This is a genomic window from Mesorhizobium sp. C120A (genome assembly GCF_030323105.1).
Taxonomy (GTDB): Bacteria; Pseudomonadota; Alphaproteobacteria; order Rhizobiales; family Rhizobiaceae; genus Mesorhizobium.
This window is the reverse complement of sequence record NZ_CP100476.1, coordinates 4,462,056-4,479,316: the sequence shown is the minus strand read 5'-3', so window position 1 is coordinate 4,479,316 and position 17,261 is coordinate 4,462,056. Positions and strand designations below refer to the sequence as shown.

Genomic DNA, 17,261 nt, shown 5'->3' with positions numbered 1-17,261 from the left:
CGGCAACTCGGCCAGCGCAAAAGCTCAAACAAGAAATAACGTCATGACCAAGAAGCCGGAAAAGCCGGGCTCCGCCAGCATTCGCGTCCTCAAAACACGAATCAAGAAGAAGTCGGGCCTCAAAGAATCGTCGCGCCGCTGGCTGCAGCGCCACATCAACGATCCCTATGTCCAGAGGTCAAAAGCCGACGGCTACCGGTCGCGCGCGGCCTACAAGCTGATCGAGATCGATGACAAGCATCATCTGCTGAAACCCGGCATGAAGGTCATCGATCTCGGTGCGGCCCCCGGCGGCTGGTGCCAGGTGGCGGCCGCGAGGACGAAATCGACGGCTGATAATCCACATGTCATCGGCATCGACTATCTCGAAATGGATGCGGTGCCGGGTGCGCCGGTGCTGCTGATGGATTTCCTCGACCCGGAAGCGCCGCAAAAGCTCGCCGAGGCGCTGGGCGGCGACCCCGATATCGTGTTGTCCGACATGGCCGCGCCGACCACCGGCCACAAGCGAACCGACCACATCCGCACCATGCATCTGTGCGAGGTGGCCGCCGATTTCGCGCTGTCGGTGCTGAAGCCGGGCGGGCACTTTTTGGCCAAGACGTTTCAAGGCGGCGCCGAAAACGAGCTGCTGTCGATGCTCAAGAAGAACTTCCGCTCGGTGCACCACGTGAAGCCGCCGGCGTCGCGGGATGAGTCGGTGGAACTGTATTTGCTGGCGAAGGATTTTAAGGGCAGAGACGGCACGGCGTGAAAGGCGCTTCGTAGCGTTCCGTCCCTCTGTCCTGCCGGACATCTCCCCCGGAAGGGGGGAGATTGGCAGCTGCGACCGCCTCGCCATTCCTTCAAAGTTGCAAGATTGGCGAAAGCCGCGTGATATCCGATCTCCCCCCTTGCGGGGGAGATGGCCGGCAGGCCAGAGGGGGGTGTGAAGGATCGCCGACGTCGACGATTTTCGTCGCGCCGCCCCTACTTCCCAGCCGTGCTCACCGGCTCCAGTGTCTTCGGCGTCGTCATCCGGCCATGACCCGATACGGCGTTGCCGGCGTCCGGCGCCAGCCGCATGAACGATACCGACGCCGCCGCTGACACTGCCGCCACGATGAAGAAGGCAATGTGGAAATCGCCGAGCATCAGCGGGCCGCCATGGATCGAGGTAGACACTTCCAGAATGCCGCCGGCCAGCGCCACGCCGAGTGCGATCGACAGCTGCTGGAACACCGCCGTGATCGGCGTTGCCTTGCTGGTGTCCTCGGCCGACACTTCGGCGTAGGAGAGCGCATTGACGCCGGTGAAGAACATCGAGCGGATAAAGCCGCCGACCAGCAATATCGCCAGCATCAGTGCGTAAGGCGTCTCCGGCGTGAACAGGCCGTAGATGGCGATCGTTGCCGCGGCGATCAGTGAGCCCCAGATCAGCACCCGGCGGAAGCCGGCAAGCCGGAAGATCAGCGCGGTGACGAACTTCATGCCAATGGCGCCGATGGCCGAGACGAAGGTGATCATGCCCGACTGGAACGGCGTCAGCCCGAAGCCGATCTGAAACATCAGGGGCAACAGGAACGGCACCGCGCCGATGCCGATGCGAAACAGCGAGCCGCCGAGCACCGAGGAGCGGAACACCTGGTTGCGGAACAGTTCCAGCGCCAGCAGGGGATTCTTGGCGCGCCGCGCATGCAGCAGATAGAGCACGCCGGAAATCAGCCCGACCGCCACGGTGATGAGGCCGGTCGCCGGCGGCAGATAGGGCAGGCTGACCACCGACAGGCCGAAGACGACGCCGGAGGCCGCCAGCCCGCTCAGCACGAAACCGACGAAATCGAGCGGCGGCGTCTCCATCGAGTCGGTTTGCGGCAGGAAGCGCGTCGCCAGCCAGATGCCGATCAGGCCGATCGGCACGTTGATCAGAAAGATCCAGTGCCAGGTGAAATAGGTGGTGATGAAGCCGCCGATCGGTGGTCCCACAAGCGGGCCGACCAGCGCCGGCACCGTCAGCCACGACATGGCAGCAACCAGCTCGCTCTTCGGCGTCGCGCGCACCAGGACCAGCCGGCCGACCGGCGTCATCATGGCGCCGCCTATGCCTTGCAGGAAGCGCGAGACGACGAAGGCCGGCAGTGAATTGGAGATGGCGCAGCAGACCGAGCCGACGATGAACACGCCGATCGCGGCGCGAAAAATGGTCTTGGCGCCAAACCGGTCGGCCATCCAGCCGCTGATCGGAATGAAGATGGCCAGCGCCACCAGATAGGCGGTCAGCGCCAGCTTGAGCGCGATCGGGCTGGTGTGGATGTCGACGGCGATCGCCGGCAGCGATGTCGCAATGACGGTCGAATCCATGTTCTCCATGAACAAGGCGACCGCCAGAATGAGCGGAATGATGCGGTTCAACGAACGCGTCCGAACTGGTCTAAATGTGCCTGCCGGCCAATCCAAACAATGAAAAGGCGGGCAAGCCGATACAAACGGGCGGTTATCACGCCTCAGGCGCGATGTCGCATTAATTTGCTGTCACTTTTGTGCGACCGTGGGCGGACAAGAGCCGTCGCTGCGTTTCGCCACATTGAATGAACTTGCGAAAATTGACCGGGTTCACTATGCTGTAGTGAATATAACTACTATATGGACAATGCCATGGAAGAAGCCGTTTCCGCAGCCGACGCCAACCGCAAATTCTCGCTCCTCCTGCGCGGTGTCCGCGAAGGACAGAGCTATGTCGTGACCAGCCATGGGCGCCCCGTGGCGCGGATCGTGCCTGCAGGGCAGCCCGACCCTGCGGCGTCTCGTTCGCGCACAGCGCTGCTGTCGCGCCTCGAACGCCAGCCTGTTGTAGAAGCCGGGCGCTGGAGCCGCGACGAGCTTTACGAGGACGAGCGGTGAAGGTCGCGCTCGATACCAACATCCTTGTTTATGCCGAGGGGATCAACGGAGCCGAGAAGCGCGACATCGTTTTCGGCCTGCTGCACGACATTGCGCAAGAGGCAGCCGTCATTCCAGTCCAAGTGCTCGGCGAATTGTTCACCGTTCTCACACGCAAGGCCGGACGATCACGTGCACAAGCGCGCGACGCCCTGTTGAGCTGGCGCGACGCGTTTCCGGTTGTCGGCACGACGCCGGAGGTGATGACGGTCGCGGCTGATCTTGCGACCGATCACCATTTCGGCATCTGGGATGCGACCATCCTGTCTGTTGCCTCGCAAACCGGTTGCCGGCTGCTGCTGTCGGAAGATCTGCAGGACGGCTTCACCTGGGGCGGCGTAACGGTCGTCAATCCTTTCGCGTCACCGCGCCATGTCTTGCTCGATGCCCTGTTGGGCAAGTCCGCCGAATAGGCCACGACCGGCTTTTCAACCACGCCGCGACGTGTTACCAGCCAGCGCCAATCCTGAAAGGGAAGAAACGAGTCGGCGCTGTCCATTTCGGTCCAGCGCTTTTTTGTATTCTCCCGGCGCTTTTCGTATCCGAGGACTGGCCATGGCAAAAATCATCGAAACGTCCACCGGCGCGCTGGCGCTGACCTTTGACGACGTGCTGTTGCAGCCCGGTCATTCCGAGGTCATGCCCGGTGAGACCGACATCCGCACCCGCATCGCCACCGACATCGACCTCAACGTGCCGATCCTGTCGGCCGCCATGGACACCGTCACCGAGGCGAGGCTTGCCATCGCCATGGCGCAGGCCGGCGGCATCGGCGTCATCCACCGCAATTTCTCGCCGGCCGAACAGGCCGAGCAGGTGCGTCAGGTCAAGAAGTTCGAATCGGGCATGGTCATCAATCCGGTCACCATCGGCCCCGACGCCACCCTGGCCGACGCGCTGGCGCTGATGCGCACCTATTCCATCTCGGGCATTCCGGTGGTCGAGAATGGCGGCACCGGCGGCCAGAAGATCGGCCGCCTCGTCGGCATCCTGACCAACCGCGACGTGCGCTTCGCCTCCGATCCGGGGCAGAAAGTCTACGAATTGATGACCCGTGAGAACCTGATCACGGTCAAGGAGAATGTCGACCAGGACGAGGCCAAGCGGCTGCTGCATCAGCACCGCATCGAAAAGCTCGTCGTCGTGGACAAGTCCGGCAATTGCGTCGGCCTGATCACCGTCAAGGACATCGAGAAGTCGCAGCTCAACCCGCACGCCACCAAGGATGCGCAGGGGCGCCTGCGGGCGGCGGCAGCCACCAGCGTCGGCGATGACGGCTTCGAGCGCGCCGAGCGGTTGATCGATGCCGGTGTCGACCTCCTGGTCATCGACACCGCGCATGGCCATTCGCAGCGCGTGCTCGATGCGGTGACGCGGGCCAAGAAGCTTTCCAATTCCGTCCGCATCCTGGCCGGCAACGTCGCCACCGCCGAAGGCACGCAGGCGCTGATCGACGCCGGCGCCGATGCCGTCAAGGTCGGCATCGGCCCGGGCTCGATCTGCACCACGCGCATCGTCGCCGGCGTCGGCGTGCCGCAGCTTTCGGCGATCATGTCGGCGGTCGAGACGGCGCATAGATCAGGCGTGTCGGTCGTCGCCGACGGCGGCATCAAATATTCGGGTGACCTGGCCAAGGCGCTTGCCGCCGGCGCCAGTGCGGCCATGATCGGTTCGCTGCTGGCCGGCACCGACGAAAGCCCGGGCGAGGTCTATCTGCATCAGGGCCGCTCCTTCAAGGCCTATCGCGGCATGGGCTCTGTCGGCGCCATGGCGCGCGGCTCGGCCGATCGCTACTTCCAGGCCGAGGTTCGCGACACGCTGAAACTGGTCCCGGAAGGCATTGAAGGGCAGGTGCCCTACAAGGGACCTGTGTCTGGCGTGCTGCACCAGCTTGCGGGCGGGCTAAAAGCCGCTATGGGTTATGTCGGTGGCCGCGACCTTGCCGATTTTCGCGAACGCGCCACCTTTGTGCGCATATCCAACGCCGGACTTCGTGAAAGCCACGCCCATGACGTCACGATTACCCGCGAAAGCCCGAACTATCCTGGCGGAGCCTGACCGGCAGCCAGAGCGGTACATGCTCTGGCGCCACCAGGCGACGATCGTGCTGCGGCTGGCGCGCCATGCCGGCGCGCTGTGCTTTGCCGCCGCGGCGGTTTTCATCATCATGACGCTGCTGGAATTCTTCTATTTCCGCCGGCTGAGCGGTGGCCTGCCGTCGCTCGACGTGCGCCTTGGCGGGTTCACGCCCGACGAGGGCATGGCCTGGCTGACGGCACTCGGCCGGCGCGGCAGCGAGATCATCCTGGTCTGGCACTATTTGACTTTCGACCTTCTCTTCCCGGCGCTGCTGTCGCTGACCATGGTCAGCCTGATCCTGGCAACCGGGCGGCGGCTGAAGAATTTTCGTGCCATGCCGGTGCAGCTTCAGGCGCTGTTCGCGCTGGTCATCGTGCTGCCCTACACGTGCGCCGACTACGCCCAGAACATTGCGGTGGCGCGGCTTCTGTCCGATGCGCTGTCGGCCAACCCGGATTCTCTGTCTTTCGCCTCGTCGCTGATCGTCACCAAATTCGCGCTGCTGGCGATCCCCGTCATCGTCATCGCGTTTTTGATCCTTGCCGCCCAGCGGCGTCCACAGGCATGAACGACAGAGCAGGGGCAACGCCATGAGCCAGACCGCGATTTTCTGGCCGATGCTGGCGCAGGTGTTGCTCGTCTATATCGTCTATGTCGTGATGGGCCGGCGCCGCTACGGCGCGGTCAAATCGGGCGAGGCCAAGGTCGGTCAATACAAGGTGCGCACGACCGAGCCCGGGTCGAGCGTCACGGTTGCCAACAATCTCATCAACCAGTTCGAACTGCCGGTGCTGTTCTATGTGCTGTGCCTGGCGCTGCACGCGACCAATGGCGTCAATTATCTGACCCTGGCGTTGATGTGGATTTTCGTGATTTCCCGCTATGGCCACGCCTGGGTCCACCTCACCAGCAACAATCTGCGGTTTCGCAGCCGCGCCTTCTACGTCGGCGCGATCATTCTCTTGTTGGCATGGATCTGGTTCGCGCTACACCTGCTCGGAGCGGTGTAGGGCAGTCGTTTACCCTCCCCTTGTGGGGAGGGTCGCTCCGCGCAGCGGAGCGGGGTGGGGGTCTACAAATCGAACACCGCGATCTTGCGCTTGTCGAACTTGATGCCGATTTCGCCGCGCACCAGCTTCAGTGCGGCTTCGCCGAACACGGCGCGTCGCCAGCCCTGCAGGGCCGGCACGTCGGCATCCTCGCCCTCGGCGGCGATGCGGTCGATGTCGTCGCTGGACGCCAGCACTTTCGAGGCGACGCCTTCCTTCTCGGCGACGATCCGCAACAGCACTTTCAACAGCTCGGAGGCGGCATTGGAGCCCTCGGGCGGCTGAAAGCTCTTGGGCAGCTTCGGCATTTCTTCGCGGGGCAAAGCGAGCGCCGTGTTGACCGCGCCGAGCAGCGCCGTTGCCGTCGATGACCGTTCCCAGCCTTTCGGCGTGGTGCGCAGCTTGCCAAGGGCTGCCGCATCGCGCGGCGCCTGCTGGGCGACCTCGTATATGGCGTCGTCCTTGAGCACCCGGCCGCGCGGCACGTCACGCTCGCGCGCCTCGCGTTCGCGCCATGCCGCCACCGTCTGCACGATCGCCAGCTCCTGCGGCTTGCGCAGCCGCATCTTCAGCCGCTTCCAGGCGTCTTCGGGGTGCGGATCGTAGGTCTCGCGCGAAGTCAGCACCTCCATTTCCTCGTTTAGCCAATGGGCGCGGTTTTCCCGCTCCAGTTCGGCGCTGAGATGCTTGTAGACGTCGATCAGATGGGTGACGTCGGCCAAGGCATAGTCGAGCTGCTTGTCCGACAGCGGCCGGTGGCGCCAGTCGGTGAAACGCGAGGATTTGTCGAGCCGTGCGCCGGTGATGCGCTGCACCAGCTGATCGTAGGAGACGCTGTCGCCGAAGCCGCAGACCATGGCCGCGACCTGGGTGTCGAACACCGGATGCGGCACCAGATCGCCGAGATGGACGATGATTTCAATGTCCTGGCGCGCGGCATGGAAAACCTTGACCACCGCTTCATTGGCCATCAGCCGGAAGAATGGGGCGAGGTTGATGTCGGGCGCCAGCGGGTCGACCAGCGCGGTGACGCCTGGCGCCGCCATCTGGATCAGGCACAGAATCGGCCAGAATGTCGTTTCGCGGATGAATTCGGTGTCGACGGTGACGAAATCCGACTTTTCAAAAGCGGCGAGAACGGACTCGAGCTCATTTTGGGTGGTGATGACGTGCATCAAATCGCTTTTTAGTAACGGGTAAGGTTCTCTTTCAATTTCAGCCATGGGCGCTTTCGTCAAGCCGCCCTTCGGTCAAGTATCAGCCGATCCGTCGGAATCGCCATTCCTGCGCGCCAGCCGCGCGAAGACGGTTGATGTGCGCAGCAGCGCCGTGAAGCGGCTGCGCTTGCCCGCCGGCACGCTGCCGCGCACCTGCATGCGGTAGAGAATGACGGCGATGAGGGTGGCGTAGACGACTGCGCTGAAGACAAACAGGGCGCCCGGTCCGAAATGTTGCATCACTGCGGACGCCGCGAAGGGGCCACCAATGGCGCCGAAGGAATAGAACAGCATCAAGGCGGCGTTGATCAGCACGAACTCGCCCTTGTCGGCGCGGTCGTTGGAATGCGCCGCCGACAGCGAATAGAGCGGCATGGCGAAGCTGCCGAAGATGAAGACGATGATCAAATTGAGGGTCGGATCGGCGCCGGCGACGAAGACCAGCGCCAGCGCGGCGAACATGGCGCCGCATGTCGTGGCCAAAAGCACCGCGCGCCGATCCCAGCGGTCGGAGAGGTAGCCCAGCGGATACTGGATGAGGGCGCCGCCGAAGATGCCGACGCTGACGAAGGTGACGACATCGGCCACCGACATGCCGATCTGTTCGGCATAGACTGGCGACAGCGTGCGGAACGCGCTGTTGGTGACGCCGACGCAGATGCAGCCGAAGCAGCCGAGCGGCGAAATCCGCCAGACGCGGGCGAGATCGAGCTTGACGTCTTCCGGCGGCGTCGGGTTGGAGCGGTCGCCGAGCGACACCGGAACCAGCGACAGCGTGATCATCATCGACATGATGGCGAAGATGGCAAAGCCGCCGGGGCCGAAGATCGGGATCAGGAACTGTGCGCCGGTCACCGAGCCGATATCGACCATGCGGTAGATGGCCAGCACGCGCGCACGATCCTTGTTTTCGACGCCGGAGTTCAGCCAGGCTTCCATGACGGTGAACAGGCCGGCAAAGCAGAAACCGCCGGCAAAGCGCACCGCGCACCACATCACCGGATCGATCACCAGCACCAGGAGCAGCGTACTGGCCGCGGCGATGGCGGCCAGTGCTGAAAACGTCCGGACATGGCCGACTGCCTTGAGGATACGGGTGACGGCCAGGCACCCCAACAGGAAGCCGGCGAAATAGAACGTGCCCATCAGGCCGATGTCGGAGGCCGAAAATCCTTCCTGCGCGCCGCGCAGCGCGATCAGCGTGCCCTGCAGCCCGTTGCCGCCAAGCAGGATGCCGGCGGCGATGAGGAGCGGGATCAGCGGGCGGATGGAGGACATACGGAACCGTTGCTTAGGTGGCTCCACAGTTCTGAACCATCGGTGTGGCCAATGCCAGTGGCTTGTCCCGCCGCCAACAGGTGTGTGGCTTCAAGTGCGGCCGTTCAAGCTCCGTCGGCCCTCGCCAAAGCTTCGCTCGCCGGCGCAGGCTTGCCCCGGGCAGCCCTTCGGCCAAGCGAGCCGGCGGTCAGCAGGCTGAGCATGATGAACGGGATGCCGATACCGAAGGCCGAGCGGATGCCCCAATGGTCGGAGACGAAACCGAGCAGCGGCGGGCCGAGCAGGAAGGCGACGAAGGAAATCTGCGACAGCGCCGCGACATTGATCGTCGCGGAGCGGTCCGTCCGCTGGGCTGCCGCCGAGATCGCCAGCGGAAAGAGCACGCTGCTGCCAATGCCAAGTAGCGCAAAGCCCAGCATCGATACGAGCGGGGCAGGCGAGAAGAAGACGAGCAGCACGCCCACCGCCATCGTCGCCAGCAGCACCCGCGCCACGACGCTCGGCGAGTGGCGGTCGACAAAGGAGTCGGCAAAGAAGCGCGTGCTCGCTTGCGAGAATGCAAACAGCGCCACGGTGAAGCCGGCGACGAAAGGGCCCGCATCGAACACGGTGCGCATGTAGATTGCCGACCAGTCGATGCTGGCGCCTTCCATCAGCATCGCCGACAGTGTCACCGCGACGAGGACGAGGATCGGCAGCGTCGGCCGCGCCAGCCTTGGCGCCGTCTCGTCATTGCCGGCGAAGCGGCTCGGCGCCGGTTCGTAACCGCCGAGAAACAGCGCGATTCCTGTCGCCACCATCGGTACGACAATCGCCAGGTGCAGTTGCGGCGAAATGCCGAGATGCGCAAGCGCGGCGCCGAACAGGCCGGCGCCGAAAAAGCCGATGCTCCAGAACGAATGCGCCCGGTTCATGATCCGGCGCTTGAGCAGGAATTCGGTTCTATCGGCCTCGACATTGAGAATGATCTCGACGCTGCCGATCATCAGGCCGACCGGAAACAGCATCAGGAACAGCGCAAGCGGCCCAGGCGCATGCACGGCAATGGCAAAGACAACCGACAAAAGCGGCACCAGCCCGAGCAGCGCGCGGCGGAAGCCGATGCGCTCCAGGATCGGCGCCGCCAGCGTCAGCGCGGTCAAGGTGCCGATCGGCGTCCCGATCAGGCTTAGCCCGAGCGTGCCGTCCCCGATGCCCATGGCGTGCTTGATGTCGGGCAGCCGCGGGAAGATTTGGCCCATGGCGAACGAATAGATCGCAAAGCCGGCGTAGACCCGGTGTTGCGGAGCGAGGCGGAGGCCAAAGGTCATGACGATGCTTTCGGGGAAGAGAGTCGACGGTTGTCACTGTTTGATATGCCTACATCTTGCACAAACATGCAAATCGTGCAAGAACGTGCATGGAAAAAAACAGGATCATGCAATGCTGACCGATGAGCGGCATCAAATTATTCGCGATCGCCTGGCCGTCGAGGGAAGGGTGCTGGCCGGCGAGCTGGCAGGCCGCTTCGGCGTTTCGGAAGACACGGTTCGGCGCGACCTCAGGGAGTTGGCCAAGGCCGGGCAGTGCCGCCGCGTCTATGGCGGCGCGGTCGCGGCCGCACCCTTCGCGGCCACGCCGGTCGGCCTGCGCGCCGGCCATGCGGTCGAAGAAAAGACGCGGCTGGCCCGCGCGACCGTGGCACTGCTTTCGCGCGGACAGACCCTGTTCATCGACAGCGGCTCGACCAATGCCGCGATCGCCAGGGCCATCCCGCGCGACATCGATCTGACCGTCGCCACCAATTCGCTCGAAATTGCCTCCGTCCTGTCAGACCACGCTTTGGTCGAACTGATTGTGCTGGGCGGGCGGTTCGACCGCCATCTCGGCGCCTGCGTCGGCGCCGACACGCTTGCCGCTGTCGCGCAACTTGGCGCGGACCTGTTTGTTCTCGGCTCCTGCGGTCTCGATGCGTCGCGCGGCGTCACGGCCTTCGATTCGGCTGAGGCCGAGGTAAAGCGGGCCATGGCCAAGAACAGCGCTGGCATCGTCATCGCTGTAACCAACGACAAGCTGGCCACAGCCGCACCCTACCGGGTTGCCAGGCCAGAGGCGATCCGCCACCTCGTGGTCGAAAAGACCGCGCCGGCCGCAATCCTCGCCGACTTCGAACGCCAGGGCGCCGAAATCCATTTGGCTTAAACGGAGCTCGGCGCGCGGGCAGTCCGGGACGCAGCATGGGCGACGAACACTTCGACATCTTCCTTTGAATAGCCGAGAAGGGCTCCTTCAAGCCTCGCCAGATCATTCGATGTGAAGATGTCAAAGGCCTCTCCGCTGCGGCACATTCTGGAGATCAACAAGCTCAGTTTGCAGCGCCATTCTTCTGTCGGCAGGCAGTAGCAGCGCTCTTCCACTGAGGTTTTAGGAACAATCTGGGTGAACTTCAGGATGCGACCTTCGTCGACAAACGGTGCAAAACCTGCATCGCCAATATCGTCGGCGTCCATACCCGGTTCCGCCGCGAACAAGGCCATTGATTTGTCGCCCTGAAGCATCAGCTCCAATTCGCGGCCATTATGTGGCCCGACACCCGGCGGGACTGTGGGTTCTGGCATGAAGTATCTCCAGATCATTCGATGACTGCACTGTCGCGAGAAACACTTCTGGCGGCAATGCGCCAAGCCTGGCAAAGACTTCAACACTGACTAGCGGATAGAGAGACGACCCAAACCCGGCTTGCCTTGACAAATCGGGCCTCCCATGCGCTTTTCGCGCAAATTTTGGACCGGGCTTTGATGCTCGACCCACAACCCAGCACCCCGGAATTTTGACATGACAATGCATCGTTACCGCAGCCACACCTGTGCCCAGTTGAGAAAGAGCGATGTCGGCTCTTCGGTTCGCCTGTCGGGCTGGGTGCATCGCGTGCGCGACCATGGCGGCCTGCTGTTCATCGATCTGCGCGACCATTACGGCCTGACCCAGATCGTCGCCGATCCGGATTCGCCCGCCTTCAAGGTGGCCGAGACGCTGCGTGGCGAATGGGTGATCCGCGTCGACGGCGAGGTCAAGGCGCGCCTGCCGGACACCACCAACGCCAACCTGCCGACCGGCGAGATCGAGATCTTTGCCCGCGAGATCGAGGTGCTGTCGGCAGCCAAGGAATTGCCGCTGCCGGTGTTCGGCGAGCCCGACTATCCCGAAGACATCCGCCTGAAGTACCGTTTTCTCGACCTGCGCCGCGAGACGCTGCACAGGAACATCGTGGCGCGCACGAAAATCATCGCCGAGATGCGCAAGCGTATGACCGATGTCGGCTTCACCGAATTCTCGACGCCGATCCTGACGGCCTCGTCGCCGGAAGGCGCGCGCGACTTCCTGGTGCCGTCGCGCATCCATCCCGGCACCTTTTACGCGCTGCCGCAGGCGCCGCAGCAGTACAAGCAACTGATCATGGTTTCGGGCTTCGACCGCTATTTCCAGATCGCGCCCTGCTTCCGCGACGAGGACCCGCGCGCCGACCGTCTGCCCGGCGAATTCTACCAGCTCGACCTCGAAATGAGCTTCGTCGAGCAGGACGACGTGCTGTCGACCATGGAACCGGTGATGCGCGGCGTCTTCGAGACCTTCGCCAACGGCAAGCCGGTGACGCAGACATTCCAGCGCATTCCTTACGATGTCGCCATGCGCAAATATGGCTCCGACAAGCCGGACCTGCGCAACCCGATCGAGATGCAGGCCGTCTCCGACCATTTTCGCGATTCCGGCTTCAAGGTCTTCGCCAACATCCTGGCCAACGATCCGAAGGCCGAAGTGTGGGGCATTCCGGCCAAGACCGGCGGCAGCCGCGCCTTCTGCGACCGCATGAACTCGTGGGCGCAGGGCGAGGGCCAGCCGGGACTGGGTTACATCTTCTGGCGCAAGGAAGGCGACAAGCTTGAAGGCGCCGGTCCGCTGGCCAAGAACATCGGCGAGGAGCGCACCGAGGCGATCCGCCAGCAGCTCGGCCTTGCCGATGGCGACGCCGCCTTCTTCGTCGCCGGCGATCCGAAGAAGTTCGTTACCTTCGCCGGTGCCGCGCGTACGCGTGCCGGCGAAGAACTGAACCTTGTCGACCGCGAGCGCTTCGAATTGTGCTGGATCGTCGACTTCCCGTTCTTCGAATGGAGCGAGGAGGAGAAGAAGATCGACTTCGCCCACAACCCGTTCTCGATGCCGCAAGGCGGTATCGACGCGCTCAACGGCGACGACCTGCTCGGCATCAAGGCCTTCCAGTACGACATGGTCTGCAACGGCTTCGAGATCGCCTCTGGCGGTATCCGCAACCATTTGCCGGAAACCATGGTCAAGGCGTTCGAGACGGTTGGCCTCGACCGCGCCACGGTGGAAGAACGCTTTGGTGGCCTCTACCGCGCCTTCCAGTATGGCGCCCCGCCGCATGGCGGCATGGCGGCCGGCGTCGACCGTGTCGTCATGCTGCTGGTCGGCGCCAAGAACCTGCGAGAGATCACCATGTTCCCGATGAACCAGCAGGCCTACGATTTGTTGATGAACGCGCCTTCGGAAGCCTCGCCGCAGCAGTTGCGTGATCTGTCGCTGCGTGTCGCGGCAGTGAAGAAGGACTGACGGCAGCGTTGCAGCTGCCCTTTCTCCCCGTCTCTATACGGGGAGAAATGTCCGGCAGGACAATGAGGGGCAGCACGCATGCAGGCGATTGGCGAACGGCCTTAGCAGTTGGCGCCTTCTGACAATCGGTTCAGCATCGAACTACAATTTGCACGCGTTGGCGCCGCCCCTCATCTGCCTGCCGGCACCTTCTCCCCGTATAGTGACGGGGAGAAGGGAGCGAACTTCGATCAGTCTTCGTTGGCCTTGACGTGGACGCCCAGCGTCTTGGTCAGGTCGGCCGGGTTGGACATGGCGCCGGCCATGATCAGCGCGAACGGCACCGCTGCCGGCGGCTCGGCCGAAATCTCGAGGCTCTTCGGATCGTCGAGGTACTTGCTCACCGCGGCCGTCACTTCGGCGGTCAGTTCGGGATTGTTGAGCTGCGCCATGCCGAACGGCACGATCGCCTTGGCCTGGTTGGCGATGTCCTTGCCCGACATGCCCTGCTGCTTGCCGACATATTCAAGCACCTTGCCGGTCAGCGAATCGTCGTCGAAGCGGATCGAGGCGCTGTTGAAGGAAAGCTGCTGCAAAAGGCCGAGCAGGGCCATGCCTTGCGCCGAATTGTCGGCGCCTTCGGGCTGCGCCGCCATCTTTTTCTGCATCTCCTGCAGCGACTTGACGAAGTCGACCGTGTAGCCGCCGAGGCCGAAGGTCATGCCGAGCGTGCCGGCATTCTCGACCGAGATATCGTATTTCGACAGGTCCATCTTGCCGTCGCTCGGCTGCCAGGTGCCGCCGATCTCGATATTGCCCGTTATGTTCTGGTAGCCGAGGGCCTCGATGGCTTCCTTGGACTTCGCATCGTCGACCAGGGTCAGGTCGGCGTTGAACTTTTCCGTGGTGGCGGAAAACTCCATCGCCTTGCCGTCGGCCGGCGGCGTGATCTGGACAGCAAGCCCATCCACCGAGAAGGCGGTCTTGTCGGCAACCTTGACCGTCAGGTTTTCGAGTTCGGCCGACTTGTAGATCATCATCGAGCCGAGCGGGCCTGTAGCGCCCTCGGCCGGGATGTTGGCGTCGTGGATGACGAAGGGGGTGAGGTTGAGCGTGACGCCGTCCTTGCTGTGCTCGAAGGCCGAAGTCGTGATGGTGGCGACATCGAAGCCGCCATTGGCTTCGGTCACGCCCTCGAGCTTGACGTCGCCGATCGGCAGCGCCTCCTTTTCGGCCGCCGGTTTGACCGACACGCCCTGCAGCACCATGCTGGAATTGTCGCCGGTAACGCCGGTCCAGGTGATATCGACGCCCTGGACGGCAAGTGCGGCCTTCAGTCGGTCGGCAACCGCCGTGTCTTGCGCAAAGGCGGCATTCAGCGGCAGCGTCAGCAAAAAGGTCGAAAAAGCAAGTTTCTTGAGTGTCGAACGTTGGATTGTCATCGCGAGTTCCCTGAGAGAGTCCTGAAAAAGTGTTTTCTCAATTCTACGCCATCACTATTCCGTGACGAACTGGACGGGAAAAAGGCGCTTTCCCGCAGAGTTGTCGAAAATCACGGCGAAAGGCAAATCGGAGCGGGAGCCTTCGCTCGATGCGGTGAATATGTCATGAAGGTCGGGCTCCCCTGCGTACCGTCTCCTGCCTTAGAGAGGGCGTGTAACAGATTGATGTTGGTTGGCAACAGCGCTGCTACCGGTGCTGTTGCACAGGGACGGCAAGCTGGAACATGAAGTTCGTCACATCCATCGTCGGACCTTGAGCCGCCCTCGTAAGCCAAAGGCTGCAAAGTGCGGATTTCCGCAGCCCCGCCTTGCCGCGAATCACCCGCTCGGCTAGTCCAGCCGCATGGGAAAAAGGATTTTGCCGCCTGAAAATGGCGGCGGTGACCACATCGAACCGGTGGATCTGAAGAAGGCGCTGGAAGAGCGCTATCTCGCCTATGCGCTGTCGACCATCATGCACCGGGCGCTGCCTGACGTGCGCGACGGGCTGAAGCCTGTGCATCGTCGCATCATGCATGCCATGCGACTGCTCAGGCTCAACCCCGACCAGGGCTTTGCCAAATGCGCCCGCATTGTCGGCGACGTGATGGGCAAGTTCCATCCGCACGGCGACCAGTCGATCTACGACGCGCTGGTGCGCCTGGCGCAGGATTTCTCCATGCGCTATCCCCTCGTCGACGGGCAGGGCAATTTCGGCAATATCGACGGCGATAACGCCGCCGCCATGCGCTATACCGAGGCGCGCATGACCGAGGTGGCGAGCGATTTGCTTGCCGGCATCACCGAGGACGCCGTCGATTTCCGGCCAACCTACAACGAGGAGGACGAGGAGCCCGTAGTGCTTCCCGGCGCCTTCCCGAATCTGCTCGCCAACGGTTCCTCCGGCATTGCGGTCGGCATGGCCACGTCCATCCCGCCGCACAATGCCGCCGAGCTTTGCAACGCGGCGCTGCAGTTGATCGAGCAGCCGGACGCGCCGGTGACAAAGCTGATGGAGTTCGTCCAGGGGCCGGATTTCCCGACCGGCGGCATCATCGTCGACAGCCGCGCATCCATCCTGGAGGCCTATGAGACCGGCCGCGGCGGTTTTCGCGTGCGCGCCAAATGGGGCCAGGAGGATCAGGGCAGGGGCACCTGGAGCATCGTCGTCACTGAAATCCCCTACGGCATCCAGAAGGCCAGGCTGATCGAGAAGATCGCCGAGCTTTTGATCGCGCGCAAATTGCCGCTGCTTGAGGATGTCAGGGATGAAAGCGCCGAGGACGTCCGCATTGTGCTCGTACCGAAGAGCCGTTCGGTCGATCCCGGCATTCTGATGGAATCGCTGTTCAAGCTGACCGAGCTCGAAAGCCGGTTTCCCCTCAACATGAACGTTTTGTCGCGGGGCAAGGTGCCTAACGTCCTGTCGCTGAAGGGCGTGCTGAAGGAGTGGCTCGACCATCGGCGCGATGTGCTGATCCGCCGCTCGAAGCATCGGCTTGGCGAGATCGAGAAGCGGCTGGAAATCCTTGCCGGCTACCTGATCGCCTATCTCAACATCGACGAGGTCATCAGGATCATCCGCGAGGAGGATGAGCCCAAGCAGGTGATGATGGCCCGTTGGTCGCTCACCGACACCCAGGCCGAAGCCATCCTCAACATGCGGCTGCGGGCCCTGCGCAAGCTGGAAGAGTTCGAGATCCGCAAGGAGTTCGACGGTCTCACCACCGAGAAGAAGCAGATCGAGGCATTGCTCGCATCCGACGCCAAGCAATGGTCGACGATCAAATGGGAAGTCACGCAGGTTCGCGACAAGTTCGGCCCCGAGACCGAACTCGGCAAGCGCCGCACCCAGTTCGCCGACGCGCCGGAGCATGATCTGACCGACATTGCGCACGCCATGATCGAGCGCGAGCCGGTCACCGTGGTGGTCTCGGAAAAGGGCTGGCTGCGGGCGATGAAAGGCCATCTGGCCGACCATTCCACGCTCACCTTCAAGGAAGGCGACAGCCTCAAGCTCGCCTTCCATGCCCAGACCACCGACAAGATCCTGGTCTTCACCACCGGCGGAAAATTCTACACCATCGGCGCCGACCGGCTGCCGGGCGGCCGCGGCCATGGCGAACCGATCCGCATCATCGTCGACATGGACAACGACCAGGACATCGTCACCGCCTTCGTCCACGACCCGAAGCGCAAGCTGCTGCTCGTCTCCTACGATGCCAATGGTTTCGTCGTGCCGGAGGAGGAGGTCGTCGCCAACACCCGAAAGGGCAAGCAGGTGATGAACGTCAAGGCGCCCGACGAGGCCAAGGCCTGCGTCCCGGTGTCAGGCGATCATCTCGCCATTGTCGGCGAGAACCGCAAGATGCTGGTGTTTGCGCTCTCCGAAATTCCCGAGATGGGCCGCGGCAAGGGCGTTCGCCTGCAGAAATACAAGGATGGCGGTCTGCTCGACCTGAAACCCTTCACGCTGGCGAGCGGCCTGTCCTGGCAGGATTCCGCCGACCGCACCTTCGTCAGGTCGCGCGAGGAGCTGGCGGAATGGATCGGCGCGAGAGCGTCGGCCGGACGGATGGTGCCGAAGGGATTCCCGCGGACGGGGAAATTTGGTTGAAGCTGCTGATCTCCCCCCAAGTGGGGGAGATGGC

General features: G+C 63.1%; 15 protein-coding genes. 9 read left to right on the top strand and 6 right to left on the bottom strand.

What is annotated here, in order from left to right; genetic code table 11:
* The first annotated feature begins 43 nt into the window (after window positions 1-43).
* Window positions 44-754: an RlmE family RNA methyltransferase gene (locus NL532_RS21820; RefSeq protein WP_023694903.1), complete on the top strand. Its 711-nt coding sequence runs from the start codon at window positions 44-46 to the stop codon at window positions 752-754.
* Between the two features lie 215 nt (window positions 755-969).
* On the opposite strand, the gene NL532_RS21815 is transcribed toward NL532_RS21820, so the two are convergent.
* A complete protein-coding gene (locus NL532_RS21815) occupies window positions 970-2,391 on the bottom strand; it encodes an MFS transporter (protein WP_023697478.1) in 1,422 nt (473 codons plus the stop codon).
* Window positions 2,392-2,634: 243 nt separating this feature from the next.
* Between NL532_RS21815 and NL532_RS21810 the strand changes: the two genes are divergently transcribed.
* The 5 genes from NL532_RS21810 (at window position 2,635) to NL532_RS21790 (ending at window position 6,008) form a co-directional block, all read left to right on the top strand.
* The gene (locus tag NL532_RS21810) at window positions 2,635-2,880 is read left to right on the top strand and encodes a type II toxin-antitoxin system Phd/YefM family antitoxin (RefSeq protein WP_023673036.1); all 246 of its coding nucleotides are present in this window, start codon (window positions 2,635-2,637) and stop codon (window positions 2,878-2,880) included.
* Window positions 2,877-3,332, top strand: coding sequence for a PIN domain-containing protein (locus tag NL532_RS21805; RefSeq protein WP_023673035.1), 456 nt, complete (start codon window positions 2,877-2,879; stop codon window positions 3,330-3,332). Before NL532_RS21810 ends, NL532_RS21805 begins: the two co-directional genes overlap by 4 nt.
* 142 nt (window positions 3,333-3,474) lie before the next feature.
* A complete protein-coding gene (gene guaB, locus NL532_RS21800) occupies window positions 3,475-4,977 on the top strand; it encodes an IMP dehydrogenase (protein WP_023673034.1) in 1,503 nt (500 codons plus the stop codon).
* A 19-nt stretch (window positions 4,978-4,996) separates the two neighbouring features.
* The gene (locus tag NL532_RS21795; protein ID WP_023749016.1) at window positions 4,997-5,566 is read left to right on the top strand and encodes a hypothetical protein; all 570 of its coding nucleotides are present in this window, start codon (window positions 4,997-4,999) and stop codon (window positions 5,564-5,566) included.
* A gap of 22 nt (window positions 5,567-5,588) precedes the next feature.
* Window positions 5,589-6,008, top strand: coding sequence for an MAPEG family protein (locus NL532_RS21790; protein ID WP_023673032.1), 420 nt, complete (start codon window positions 5,589-5,591; stop codon window positions 6,006-6,008).
* Between the two features lie 62 nt (window positions 6,009-6,070).
* Here NL532_RS21790 and rnd read toward each other — a convergent pair whose 3' ends face one another.
* The 3 genes from rnd to NL532_RS21775 form a co-directional block, all read right to left on the bottom strand.
* Window positions 6,071-7,222: a ribonuclease D gene (gene rnd / locus NL532_RS21785; RefSeq protein ID WP_023705815.1), complete on the bottom strand. Its 1,152-nt coding sequence runs from the start codon at window positions 7,220-7,222 to the stop codon at window positions 6,071-6,073.
* 75 nt (window positions 7,223-7,297) lie between these two features.
* Window positions 7,298-8,542, bottom strand: a complete 1,245-nt coding sequence (locus NL532_RS21780) for an MFS transporter (protein WP_023750462.1) — start codon at window positions 8,540-8,542, stop codon at window positions 7,298-7,300.
* Between the two features lie 104 nt (window positions 8,543-8,646).
* Window positions 8,647-9,852: an MFS transporter gene (locus NL532_RS21775; protein WP_023734159.1), complete on the bottom strand. Its 1,206-nt coding sequence runs from the start codon at window positions 9,850-9,852 to the stop codon at window positions 8,647-8,649.
* Between the two features lie 112 nt (window positions 9,853-9,964).
* Here NL532_RS21775 and NL532_RS21770 point away from each other — a divergent pair, with 112 nt between their 5' ends.
* The gene (locus tag NL532_RS21770) at window positions 9,965-10,723 is read left to right on the top strand and encodes a DeoR/GlpR family DNA-binding transcription regulator (protein WP_023734158.1); all 759 of its coding nucleotides are present in this window, start codon (window positions 9,965-9,967) and stop codon (window positions 10,721-10,723) included.
* On the opposite strand, the gene NL532_RS21765 is transcribed toward NL532_RS21770, so the two are convergent.
* Window positions 10,720-11,139 carry a hypothetical protein gene (locus NL532_RS21765; RefSeq protein ID WP_023734157.1) on the bottom strand — a complete coding sequence of 140 codons (420 nt, stop codon included), beginning with the start codon at window positions 11,137-11,139 and terminating at the stop codon, window positions 10,720-10,722. The genes NL532_RS21770 and NL532_RS21765 overlap by 4 nt on opposite strands.
* Before the next feature lie 223 nt (window positions 11,140-11,362).
* On the opposite strand from NL532_RS21765, the gene aspS reads away from it, so the two are divergent.
* The gene (aspS, locus tag NL532_RS21760; protein ID WP_023682421.1) at window positions 11,363-13,150 is read left to right on the top strand and encodes an aspartate--tRNA ligase; all 1,788 of its coding nucleotides are present in this window, start codon (window positions 11,363-11,365) and stop codon (window positions 13,148-13,150) included.
* Window positions 13,151-13,380: 230 nt separating this feature from the next.
* Here aspS and NL532_RS21755 read toward each other — a convergent pair whose 3' ends face one another.
* Window positions 13,381-14,571 (bottom strand): aq_1923 C-terminal domain, encoded by a 1,191-nt coding sequence (locus tag NL532_RS21755; RefSeq protein ID WP_023734156.1) that lies wholly within the window; start codon window positions 14,569-14,571, stop codon window positions 13,381-13,383.
* Between the two features lie 403 nt (window positions 14,572-14,974).
* Between NL532_RS21755 and parC the strand changes: the two genes are divergently transcribed.
* Window positions 14,975-17,227: a DNA topoisomerase IV subunit A gene (gene parC, locus NL532_RS21750; RefSeq protein WP_023694915.1), complete on the top strand. Its 2,253-nt coding sequence runs from the start codon at window positions 14,975-14,977 to the stop codon at window positions 17,225-17,227.
* Window positions 17,228-17,261: the final 34 nt, after the last annotated feature.

Coding starts and splice junctions, on each gene's coding strand:
- NL532_RS21820 (WP_023694903.1), top strand. CDS start 44: ATGACCAAGAAGCCGGAAAAGCCGGGCTCCGCCAGCATTCGCGTCCTC.
- guaB (WP_023673034.1), top strand. CDS start 3,475: ATGGCAAAAATCATCGAAACGTCCACCGGCGCGCTGGCGCTGACCTTT.
- NL532_RS21755 (WP_023734156.1), bottom strand. CDS start 14,571: ATGACAATCCAACGTTCGACACTCAAGAAACTTGCTTTTTCGACCTTT.
- NL532_RS21810 (WP_023673036.1), top strand. CDS start 2,635: ATGGAAGAAGCCGTTTCCGCAGCCGACGCCAACCGCAAATTCTCGCTC.
- aspS (WP_023682421.1), top strand. CDS start 11,363: ATGCATCGTTACCGCAGCCACACCTGTGCCCAGTTGAGAAAGAGCGAT.
- rnd (WP_023705815.1), bottom strand. CDS start 7,222: ATGCACGTCATCACCACCCAAAATGAGCTCGAGTCCGTTCTCGCCGCT.
- NL532_RS21795 (WP_023749016.1), top strand. CDS start 4,997: ATGCTCTGGCGCCACCAGGCGACGATCGTGCTGCGGCTGGCGCGCCAT.
- NL532_RS21765 (WP_023734157.1), bottom strand. CDS start 11,139: ATGCCAGAACCCACAGTCCCGCCGGGTGTCGGGCCACATAATGGCCGC.
- NL532_RS21780 (WP_023750462.1), bottom strand. CDS start 8,542: ATGTCCTCCATCCGCCCGCTGATCCCGCTCCTCATCGCCGCCGGCATC.
- NL532_RS21775 (WP_023734159.1), bottom strand. CDS start 9,852: ATGACCTTTGGCCTCCGCCTCGCTCCGCAACACCGGGTCTACGCCGGC.
- parC (WP_023694915.1), top strand. CDS start 14,975: ATGGGAAAAAGGATTTTGCCGCCTGAAAATGGCGGCGGTGACCACATC.
- NL532_RS21790 (WP_023673032.1), top strand. CDS start 5,589: ATGAGCCAGACCGCGATTTTCTGGCCGATGCTGGCGCAGGTGTTGCTC.
- NL532_RS21770 (WP_023734158.1), top strand. CDS start 9,965: ATGCTGACCGATGAGCGGCATCAAATTATTCGCGATCGCCTGGCCGTC.